6 protein-coding genes and 1 pseudogene are annotated in these 10144 nt (G+C 71.7%); 5 read left to right on the top strand and 2 right to left on the bottom strand.

What is annotated here, in order from left to right; all coding sequences use genetic code 11:
• Positions 1–161 precede the first annotated feature (161 nt).
• Positions 162–1826, top strand: a complete 1665-nt coding sequence (gene murJ, locus AADR41_RS39240) for a murein biosynthesis integral membrane protein MurJ (RefSeq protein WP_342287019.1) — start codon at positions 162–164, stop codon at positions 1824–1826.
• A 230-nt stretch (positions 1827–2056) separates the two neighbouring features.
• Here the strand turns inward: murJ and rph are convergent, their stop codons facing one another.
• Entirely contained in the window at positions 2057–4651 is a 2595-nt protein-coding gene (rph, locus tag AADR41_RS39245; protein ID WP_342287020.1) for a rifamycin-inactivating phosphotransferase, read from the bottom strand.
• 1009 nt (positions 4652–5660) lie between these two features.
• Between rph and ggt the strand changes: the two genes are divergently transcribed.
• Together ggt and AADR41_RS39255 are read left to right on the top strand one after the other, a co-directional pair.
• Positions 5661–7469 (top strand): gamma-glutamyltransferase, encoded by a 1809-nt coding sequence (gene ggt / locus AADR41_RS39250; RefSeq protein ID WP_342287024.1) that lies wholly within the window; start codon positions 5661–5663, stop codon positions 7467–7469.
• A gap of 181 nt (positions 7470–7650) precedes the next feature.
• Positions 7651–8349 carry a glycoside hydrolase family 75 protein gene (locus AADR41_RS39255; RefSeq protein WP_342287021.1) on the top strand — a complete coding sequence of 233 codons (699 nt, stop codon included), beginning with the start codon at positions 7651–7653 and terminating at the stop codon, positions 8347–8349.
• A 51-nt stretch (positions 8350–8400) separates the two neighbouring features.
• Here the strand turns inward: AADR41_RS39255 and map are convergent, their stop codons facing one another.
• Positions 8401–9168, bottom strand: a complete 768-nt coding sequence (gene map / locus AADR41_RS39260) for a type I methionyl aminopeptidase (protein ID WP_342287022.1) — start codon at positions 9166–9168, stop codon at positions 8401–8403.
• Between the two features lie 41 nt (positions 9169–9209).
• Here map and AADR41_RS39265 point away from each other — a divergent pair, with 41 nt between their 5' ends.
• Positions 9210–9479, top strand: a complete 270-nt coding sequence (locus AADR41_RS39265; RefSeq protein ID WP_342287023.1) for a helix-turn-helix domain-containing protein — start codon at positions 9210–9212, stop codon at positions 9477–9479.
• Between the two features lie 133 nt (positions 9480–9612).
• A pseudogene (locus AADR41_RS39270) lies at positions 9613–10144 on the top strand (hypothetical protein); the annotation flags it as partial.

The raw sequence follows: 10144 nt of genomic DNA on the forward strand, positions 1-10144 counted from the left end.
CCCCTGACCCCGACGACCCCCTTCGCGCCCCTCCGCCGGAAGCCCGGCAACGGCGGCCGGGCCGTCGAGACGCGCGGAGAGTGGGAGACACCGGTGGGCGGAGCCGCGAACAACACGCTGTACCAGGGGCATCAGAGGTGCCCGGCACGACCGGCCCGCCGGTGACCGCCACCGAAGCGACCACCACCGAGGTCGCGGACCACAAGCCCCGTTCGGTACTGCGCAACGGCGCCGTGATGGCGGCCGGCTCCATCGTCTCCCGGGCGACCGGCTTCATACGCTCGGCGGTGATCGTCGCCGCGCTCGGCACCGGTCTCCAGGCCGACGGGTACAACGTCGCCAACACCGTGCCCAACATCCTCTACACCCTGCTCATCGGCGGCGCCCTCAACGCCGTATTCGTCCCCGAACTGGTGCGCGCGGCGAAGAACCACGCCGACGGCGGAGCCGCGTACACCGACCGGCTGCTCACCCTCTGCGCCCTCGGTCTCCTCGCCCTCACCGGCATCACCGTCCTCGCCGCCCCGTGGATCGTCTCGGTGTACGCCCCCGGCTACCACGGCCCACAGGCGGAACTGACCGTCGCCCTGGCCCGCTACTGCCTGCCGCAGATCCTCTTCTACGGACTGTTCACCCTGCTCAGCCAAGTACTGAATGCCCGGGGCCGGTTCGGCGCCATGATGTGGACCCCGGTCCTCAACAACATCGTGATCATCGCCGTGTTCGGGCTCCACCTGGGCATCGCGGCGGACTCCGACGGCACGCTGACGCAGGCACAGGCCCGGCTGCTCGGCTGGGGCACGACCGCCGGGATCGTCGTCCAGACGCTCGCCCTGGTGCCCGCGCTGCGCGCCGCGAAGTTCCGCTGGCGGCCCCGGTTCGACTGGCGGGGCAGCGGCCTCACCCGGCCGCTGCGCGCGGCCGGGTGGCTGGTCGCACTCGTACTGACCAACCAGATCGCCTACTGGGTGGTGACCCGGCTCTCCACCACCGTCGGCCAGCGCGCCGCGGACCTGGACATGGCGGGAGGCCCCGGCTACACCGCCTACAGCTACGCCTATCAGCTGTGGGTGGTCCCGCACGGCATTGTGACCGTCTCGCTGGTCACCGCGCTGATGCCCCGGATGAGCCGGGCGGCCGCCGACAACGACCTGCCGGGCCTGCGGCGCGACGTCTCGTACGCCCTGCGCACCTCGGCCGCGGTCGTGGTGCCCGCGACGGCCCTGCTGTTCGCGCTGGCACCGTGGGTGATCGGGGCCGTCTACGGATACGGGGCCACGGACGACGCGGGCACCGCCGTGATGGCGGGCATGATGATGGCGTTCGCGCCCGGCCTCGTCGCCTACTCGGGGCAGTACGTGCTCTCCCGGGCGTTCTACGCGATGAGCGACACCCGCACACCGTTCCTCCTCAACCTGGTGATCGCGGCGCTCAACGCCGGACTCTCGGCCGCCGCGTATCTGCTGCTGCCGGTCCGCTGGGCCGTGACGGGGATGGCCGGCGCCTACTCCGTCGCCCTGTTCGCGGGCTTCGCCGCCACCGCGTACGTGCTGCACCGCAGGGTCCGCGGCAGCGGCGCGACCGCGACCTCACCGCTGCGCTCGCCCACACTGTGGGCGCAGCTCCGGCTGGTCGCGGCGACGGTGCCCGCCGGGGTCGCGGCGTACTTCGCCGCCCGGGCGTGCGCGGGCCACGGGGACTTCACCGCGGTGGGTGCGGGCACCCTGGTCCTGCTGCTCGCGGTGGCACTGCTGGCGCGGCCGTTCCGGCTGCGTGAGGTGAGCGCCGTGCTCACGGCGGGGCGAAGGCGGCTGCGGCGGGCCTGAACCACGGACGCGGGCCCGGCCCGCCGCCCCGCGCGAGTCGGGCGGAAGCGGTGCGGGGGCTGCGCGGCCCGCGGAAGGCCCGACCCGGCGGGCAGCGCGCCGACGAGGTCTTCCACGAAGGTCTCCCGCGGGCGGAGCACCTCCTCGATCCGGGGCTGCCGCGCTGTTTGGACGCCGGCCGCCGGCCGCCGGCTGCCCGCCGCCCGGACGTCGGCCCGCCGGTGTCGTCGTCATGGCAGGATCTCGACGTAACCGTCCGTTCCGTGCACGCGGATCCGCTGTCCGTCACGGATCAGCCGGGTGGCCCGCTGCACGCCCACGACGGCCGGCAGGCCGTACTCCCGGGCGACCACCGCGCCATGGGTCATCAGGCCGCCCACCTCCGTCACCAGGCCCGCGATTCCGACGAACAGCGGCGACCAGCCGGGGTCCGTGAAGGCCGTGACCAGGATGTCGCCCGCTCCCAGGTCGGCCTGCGCCATGTCGAGGACGACGCGGGCCCGGCCCTCGACGGTCCCGGCGGAAACCGGGAGGCCGGTCAGGGCGCCGGCCGGCACACCGTCGCGCCGGTACGCCCCGGTGACGGCCTCACCGTCCGATGTGAGCACCCGGGGCGGGGTGAGCGCCTGGTGGGAGCGGAACGCGTCCTTGCGCGCCTGGACGAGCCGGTCGTCCACCCGGTCCGAGCGCACGACGTCGTGGAGTTCCTGGAACGTGAGGAAGAAGATGTCCTCCTTCTCCGGGAGCACACCGGCCCGCACGAGTCGCCCGGCCTCCTCCAGCAGGGCCCGTTTGTAGACGAAGTAGCGGCTGACGATGCCGTACTTCGGGTACTCCCGGTATCCGATGAAGGTCCTGACCCGGTCGATCATCCGCTTGGTCTCGTCGGCCTTCCGGTCCCCGTCCGGCAGTGCCCGCAGGCGTGACAGCACGTCGCGTTCCTTCTCCCGCGCCTTGTGCCGCCCCTGCTCGAAGCGCCGCTCGGCGGCGCCGGGCCCGAAGTTCCTGACGTTGTCGAGGACCGCGGGCACCAGCGTGGTGGGGCGCTCGCGCCAGCGCGGCCTCGTGATGTCGATCTCGCCGGTGCAGCGCATGCCGTACCGGTCGAGGTAGGCCTCGATGGCTTCGCGCGCCTCAACCCCGCCCGCGAGCTCCGCCAGCTCGTCCAGGAAGCCCTCGTCCGTGGCACTCCGGAGGAACGCCACCACCTCCGGCCGCGGGCGGATCACGTCCGCGACGTCGAGCAGCGCCAGCCCCATCTCCGACGTGATGTTGCCGGGGGCGGACAGCGTCAGCGTGTCAGCCGCGTTCTTCTCGCCCAGCCACTCCCACAACCTGTCGTTCAGCCACCACGTGGCCTCCATCCCCGCCATCACCACCCGAAGGCTCAGCGGATCGACGAGGGCCCGCCTGTGCTCCTCGAAGGACTCCAGCAGGAAGTCGAACAGCGCCGGTCCGCTCTTGGTCCGGATGTCGCGCTCCAGCGCGGCGACGGATGCCCGGCTGCGCTCGATCAGCTCGGTGACGACGGCCGGATCGGTCCCGATCCCGGCGGGCGCCCCGTCGGCCGACGGCCGGCCGGGGCCCGCGTCCGGCAGCGACGGGACGAAACCGCGGACGAGGACCGTCTCCAGCGCGTCCCTGATCAGCGGATCGCCCCTCCCCACGACGTCCAGGAGGCCGGCCCTGCTCGCGGGTGAGGCCAGGCGCCGGGTGGCGTCGACGAACAGCCTCCCGCCGGCCTCGTGCATCGGCGCCATGGCCGTCAGCTGCCACACGGAGATCCCCAGGGGCTTCATGGGGTCGGTCATCATCTGCTGATGGCCCACGGAGAGGTAGACGCGATTCTCCCGGTCACCGCTCTCGGGGACGGGAAACAGCGTGGTGATCGGCCGGCTCTGAACGATCCGGAAGCCGTCGTCGGTCAGACACCACTCGATGTCCTGCGGGCAGCCGAAGTGTGCCTCGATCCACCGCCCGAGCCCCGCGAGCCGCACGGCCTGCGCATCCGTCAGCGCCGGCTGCTCCCGCCGCTGCGCGGCGATCGCCACTTCCCGCGTACCGCCGCCCGGTACGGCATGAACGGCACGCTCCTTGGCGGCGATCGCCCTGCCGACGACTTCACCGTCCCGCACCCTGAAGACGTCCGGATTCACCAGACCGGAGACGAGGGCTTCGCCGAGACCGAAGCCGGCGTCCACGGTGGCGACCTTCCGGTTGCCCGTGACGGGGTCGGCCGTGAACAGGATCCCGGACGCGTGCGGAAGGACCATCCGCTGCACGACCACGGCCATGTGGACCGTACGGTGGTCGATACCGTTGCGCCGCCGGTAGGCCACGGCCCGCTCGGTGAACAACGAGGCCCAGCAGCGGCTGATGTGCCGGAGGACCGCCGCCGGCCCAACGATGTTCAGATACGTGTCCTGCTGGCCGGCGAAGGAGGCCGTCGGCAGGTCCTCCGCCGTCGCGCTGGACCGTACGGCGCAGGCGGCCCGCTCGCCGAGTCCGGCCAGCGCGCGGGTGATCGCCGCCGCGACATCACCCGGGACGACGACCCCTTCGATGATCCGCCGGATCTCCGCGCAGAGCGCGCGGACCGCCTCCCGGTCGTCCGGGTCCAGGCGGGTCAGCCGATCGAGCCGCTCGTCGATCGACGGCGCCTGCGCCATGACCCGCCGGAAGGCGTTCGTCGTCACGCAGAAGCCACCCGGCACACGGATGCCCTCGATCCGCGACAGCTCGCCCAGCTGCGCGCCCTTGCCGCCGACGACCGCGATCCGTGTTCCGTCGGCCTCTTGAAGATCCAACACATACCGCTCGATCACCGTTGCGCCTCCGAGGCAGTCGTGTCCCACTGAATTCCCGCAGCTTGCGGCACCGGCCGACGATTCTGCGCCGTGACCCGGGCCTTGCGGCAAGCCCCCCGGCGCGCTGTACGTTGAAAGGGGCAGGGAGGGCGAGTTCTCCCCGACTTCCGTCTTCGCGGTGGGGGCCGGGGCTTCTTCCCGATCGCGCCGCCCGACCACCGCAGGCACGGCTGCCGATGCCGCCCGGGGCAGGTCCCGTTCGTGACCGGTCACACTACGTCGGTCGCGACCGATGCCCGCCGGATGCCGGCTGCCCGGTGTCGTGTTGTCCCCGGCAGTCACGGCTCGAAAGCGGCCCCGCATGCGTCGGCTCACCTACCTCATCGGCTGCAGTGCCGACGGTTTCATCGCCGGTCCGGACGGAAAGCACGACTCCACCGGATTCGACGGCGACCTGAAGGCCGCGATTCCTGCCGAGCACTCCGAGACCGTCCCGGACCACGTCCGCAGGTCCCTGGGCGTCGCTGCCACACCCAACAGGCAGTTCGACACGGTCGTCATGGGGCGCGGCGCCTACGAGGCGGCACGGGCGAGCGGCACGACCAGCCCGTATCCCCACCTGCGGCAGTACGTGTTCTCCCCGTCCCTGTTGTGCCCCGACCCCGGGACCGCTGTCGTGGCCGACGACCCGGTGGAGGTCGTCCGCGCGCTGAAGCGGGCACCGGGCATGGGCGTCCGGCTCTGCGGCGGTGCCGTGTCGTCCGGTCAATTACCGGGAGAGATCGACGAGTTGGCCGTGCATCGCCACCCGGTGGTGCTGGGCGACGGCATCCCCCGCTCCACGCCTCGTTCGCCCCGCACCCCTTCACCCCGACCGGATCCCGGGTCTTCACCACCGGGACGACGGTCACCACGTACACCAAGCAGCAGGAGAGCCGGTGGGCATTCGGCCCGGCTTCACGGCGGACCTGACGGGGCGGGCGGCGCGGCGTTACTCTGCGCTGACGATCCAGCACTGGAGGTGCGCATGAGACGTTCCGTCGCGCGGAATGTGTCGTTGTCGGCTGTTCTCGCCGCTGTCGTCACCATCGGGGCGGCGGCCCCGTCCTCGTCCGCGCCACCGTCGGCGCAACCACCCAAGTCGCCCGTCGCGGTGGGCTACGGAGGGGCGGTCGCCAGCGTCGACGCGGACGCCTCGGCCGCCGGAATCGAGGTGCTCCGCAAGGGTGGCAACGCGGTGGACGCCGCGGTGGCGACGGCGGCGGCGCTCGGGGTGACCGAGCCCTACTCGGCCGGCCTGGGCGGGGGCGGCTACTTCGTCTACTACGACGCCAAGAGGCGCACCGTGGAGACGATCGACGGCCGGGAGACCGCACCGCGCAGCGCGGACTCCTCGCTGTTCCTGGAGAACGGCAAGCCGCTCGCCTTCGACGAGGCCGTCACCAGCGGACTGGCGGTGGGCACCCCGGGCACCCCGGCCACCTGGGACACCGCGCTCGACACCTGGGGCAGCAAGTCGCTGCGGCAGGTGCTGAAGCCGGCCGAGCGGCTCGCCAGGGACGGCTTCGTCGTCGACAGCACGTTCCGTTCGCAGACCGAGGGCAACCAGGCCAGGTTCGCCGACTTCCCGGCGACCCGGAAGCTGTTCCTGCCGGGCGGTCGACTCCCGGTGGTCGGCTCGGTGTTCAAGAACCCCGACCTGGCGCGCACCTACGAAGAGGTGGGCCGCAAGGGCGTCGACGAGCTGTACCGGGGAGAGCTGGCCGCCGACGTCGTACGGACCGTCCGCAACCCGCCCGTCGACCCCGGGTCCACCCGGGTGGTGCGGCCCGGCGACCTCACCGCGAAGGACCTGCGGTCCTACCGGGCGCTGCGGCAGGCACCGACGAGGACCGGCTACCGGGGCCTCGACGTGTACGGCATGGCGCCCTCCTCGTCCGGCGGCACCAGCATCGGTGAGGCGCTCAACATCCTTGAGCACACCGACCTTTCGAAGGCGAGCGAGGCGCGGTATCTGCACCGCTACATCGAGGCCAGCCGGATCTCCTTCGCGGACCGCGGACGCTGGGTGGGTGACCCGGCGTTCGAGGACGTGCCGACGCGTGAGCTGCTGAGCCGGCGGTTCGCCGACGCGCGGGAGTGCCTGATCAAGGACGACGCGGTGCTGACCAGCCCGCTCGCGCCGGGCGACCCGAGGCACCCCGCAGACTGCCGCAGCGGTGGAACGGCTGCCCCGACGACGTACGAGGGGGAGAACACCACCCATCTGACCGCGGCCGACAAGTGGGGCAATGTCGTCGCCTACACCCTGACGATCGAGCAGACCGGCGGCAGTGGGATCACCGTGCCGGGGCGTGGCTACCTGCTCAACAACGAGCTGACGGACTTCTCGTTCGCGCCGGCCAACCCCGCCGTCCACGACCCGAATCTGCCTGGTCCGGGCAAGCGCCCGCGCTCGTCCATCTCGCCGACGATCGTGCTGAAGCACGGCGAGCCGGTGCTGGCGCTGGGATCGCCGGGTGGTGCCACGATCATCACGACCGTGCTCCAGTCGCTCATCGGCACGGTCGACCGGGGGCTTCCGCTGGTCGATGCCATCGCGGCGCCGCGCGCCAGTCAGCGCAACTCCGCGACGACGGAGATCGAACCGGAGTTGTGGAACAGCCCGGTCCGGGCGGAGCTGGAGTCGCTGGGGCACGTCTTCAAGCTCAACCCGGAGATCGGGGCCGCGACGGGTGTGCAGCGACTGCCGGACGGACGGTGGCTGGCAGCCGCGGAGAAGGTGCGCCGGGGCGGCGGCTCGGCCATGGTCGTGCGGCCCGCCGGACGCCCGTGACGACGGGCGGCAGGGCGTGGCGGCACGAATGGTGACGATGCGTCAATAGTGTTCCGTGCGGGGCTGGTTGCTGGTGAGGATTCACCGGGAACCAGCCCCGCGGTCTTGACGGAGGCGTCCGGGCGGGGCCATGTTGTGCGCGTCGGTAAGGAAAGTTTCCTGATGGAAGGGCACCCCCACTGTGCGTACCCGAACGCTCGCCCTCGCTGCCGCCTCCGGCGCCGCCCTGCTCGCCACCGTCACCCTGGGCCCGGCCGCCCACGCCGGACCGGCCCGGGGCGCGAACCTCAAGGAAGGGTCCGTCAGCGCGGCCGATCTGCTGGCCAAGGTCACCTCGTGTTCGCAGATATCCAACGGCAAGTACCGTACGGACGAGGAGACCTCCGCGTCCGTTCCGGTCTGCGGCAAGAACGGAGCCGTGTTCTGGAAGGCCGACATGGACATCGACTGCGACGGCGAGATCACCGCCGCCTGCAACGAGGACACCGACCCCTGGTTCCAGAACGGGACGGCCTTCGAGACCTCCGCCGGAAAGCCGCTGAACGCCGAGAAGCTGCCGTACGTCGTCGTGCCGAGCACCAGCAGCATCTGGAACTACAGCGATGCCGGGATCAAGGGCGGTGGCGTCGTCGCCGTCATCTACAACAACAAGGTCGAGTACGCGGTCGTCGGTGACACCGGCCCCAACAAGATCATCGGTGAGGCCTCGTACGCCACCGCCAAGGCCCTCGGCATCGACCCGGACCCGGAGACCGGCGGCGCGGAATCCGGCGTCACCTACATCCTGTTCAAGAACTCCAAGGTCTCTCCGATCGAGAGCCACAGTGCCGCCGTCACCGCGGGCGACGCCCTCGCCAAGCAGTTCATCCAGAACAACTAGCAGCCGTACCTGCGCGGTTGGCGGCTTCGCCGGTCTGCCGCGGACGGGCGGTCACAACGCGGTCAGGATGCGCGGGCCTTCGTCGGTGATCGCCACGGTGTGCTCGGCGTGCGCGGCCCGGCTGCCGTCGGACGTGCGCAGTGTCCAGCCGTCCTGGTCCGGGTAGTAGTCGTCCTTGCCGCTGCCGATCAGCATCGGCTCGATCGCCAGCACCATCCCGTGCCGCAACAGCATGCCGCGACCCGGTCGTCCCTCGTTGGGGACGGCCGGGTCCTCGTGCATCGACCGGCCGATGCCGTGCCCTCCGAACCCCTCCGGGATGCCGTATCCCGCACCGCGGCAGACCGTGCCGATCGCGTGCGCTATGTCGCCGATCCGGTTGCCGACGACCGCCGCCGCGATGCCCGCCTCCAGTGCCGCGAAGGCGGTCTCGACGAGGCGGGTGTCATCGGGCCGGGCGTGGCCGACGGTGAAGCTGATCGCCGAGTCGCCGGCCCAGCCGCCCAGTGTGGCGCCCGCGTCGATGCTTACCAGATCGCCGTCGCGCAGTCGCTGGTCGGTCGGGATGCCGTGCACGATCGCGTCGTTGACCGACGCGCAGATCACGGCGGGGAAGGGGGTGGGCGCGAAATGCGGCCGGTAGTTCAGGAACGGGGATCCGGCGCCCGCTTCACGCAGTACGCCGCGGGCCACCTCGTCCAGTTCGCGCAGGGAGACGCCGACCGCGGCCGCTTCCCGGGCGGCGGTCAGGAGCTGCGCCACGACTCGGCCGGTCTCGCGCATGGCTTCGATGGATGTGTCTGTCTTGAGCTTCACCATGCCAATTACTATACCGGTCTCAGCGGTATTAGAATGACGGCATGGTACGAACGCCCCTGACCCCGGAAGAGCGCCGTCGCGGCGAACGCCTCGGCGCGCTGCTGCGTGAGGCACGCGGCGGACGCAGCATGGTCGAGATCGCGGCGAACGCCGGAATCTCCGCCGAGACGCTGCGCAAGATCGAGACCGGACGCGCCCCCACCCCCGCCTTTTTCACCGTCGCCGCGCTGGCCGGGGCGCTGGGGCTCTCGATGGACGAGCTCCTCGCCCGCTCGGCCCCGGAACCGGACGCGGTGCCGCTGGCGGGGTAGCCGCGGGCCCGTGGTGCGTGTGGCCGCGCCTCGACCGCAGCGTGGTCGAAAAGCCCGCGTAGCCGCGCCGTAACACGGCTGATGTCGAATGCCTGCGGACTGGAGGCTCCGGTCGACGTCGGCGAGGGCAGAGATGACAGTGCGTCAAGATGCTTGGGAAGTGCGGGAGTTCACTCAGTACCTACGGGAACTCGTGGCACTGCTGGACCCCGGGAGCGGCTGGTACGGGCTCTTCCTGCGACGTGATCCTGCCGGGATGCGGGCCTGTCTCGACGGCGCCGAGATTCCGCCCTGGGACGTGATGGAGTCGCTGCTCGGCGATCTGGCGGCCCTGCGCGGCACGGCGTTCGCACAGCGCGAGTCGGTACGGGCCGCCGGACTGTACTCCTCCTCGGTGGCCGTCCACGACCGCCGCCCCGGCGGGCGGCAGATGCTCGTCGAGCGACTGGAGCTGATGCGCGGGGAGCAGGCGCGCGCGGCCCGACGGCTCCGGGCCGCCGATGCGGGCGGCACGACGCCCCCGGACGCCCGGGAAGCCGCCTGGGCCGGGGACGACCACGCACGGGCCGCCGCACGCTGCTCGGAACTGAGCGAACGACTGGCCGCGGCGGCGGCGCCGGACGACTGGTTCCGTACGAAGGTGCCGGGGGAGCGGGAGTCGGAAG

Origin of the sequence: Streptomyces sp. CLV115 (assembly GCF_038448545.1) — a bacterium.
GTDB lineage: Bacteria > Actinomycetota > Actinomycetes > Streptomycetales > Streptomycetaceae > Streptomyces > Streptomyces sanglieri.

What these genes read in the sequence shown, in the direction of transcription:
- ggt (WP_342287024.1), top strand. Translation starts at nt 5,661, where the DNA reads ATGAGACGTTCCGTCGCGCGGAATGTGTCGTTGTCGGCTGTTCTCGCC.
- AADR41_RS39265 (WP_342287023.1), top strand. Translation starts at nt 9,210, where the DNA reads ATGGTACGAACGCCCCTGACCCCGGAAGAGCGCCGTCGCGGCGAACGC.
- map (WP_342287022.1), bottom strand. Translation starts at nt 9,168, where the DNA reads ATGGTGAAGCTCAAGACAGACACATCCATCGAAGCCATGCGCGAGACC.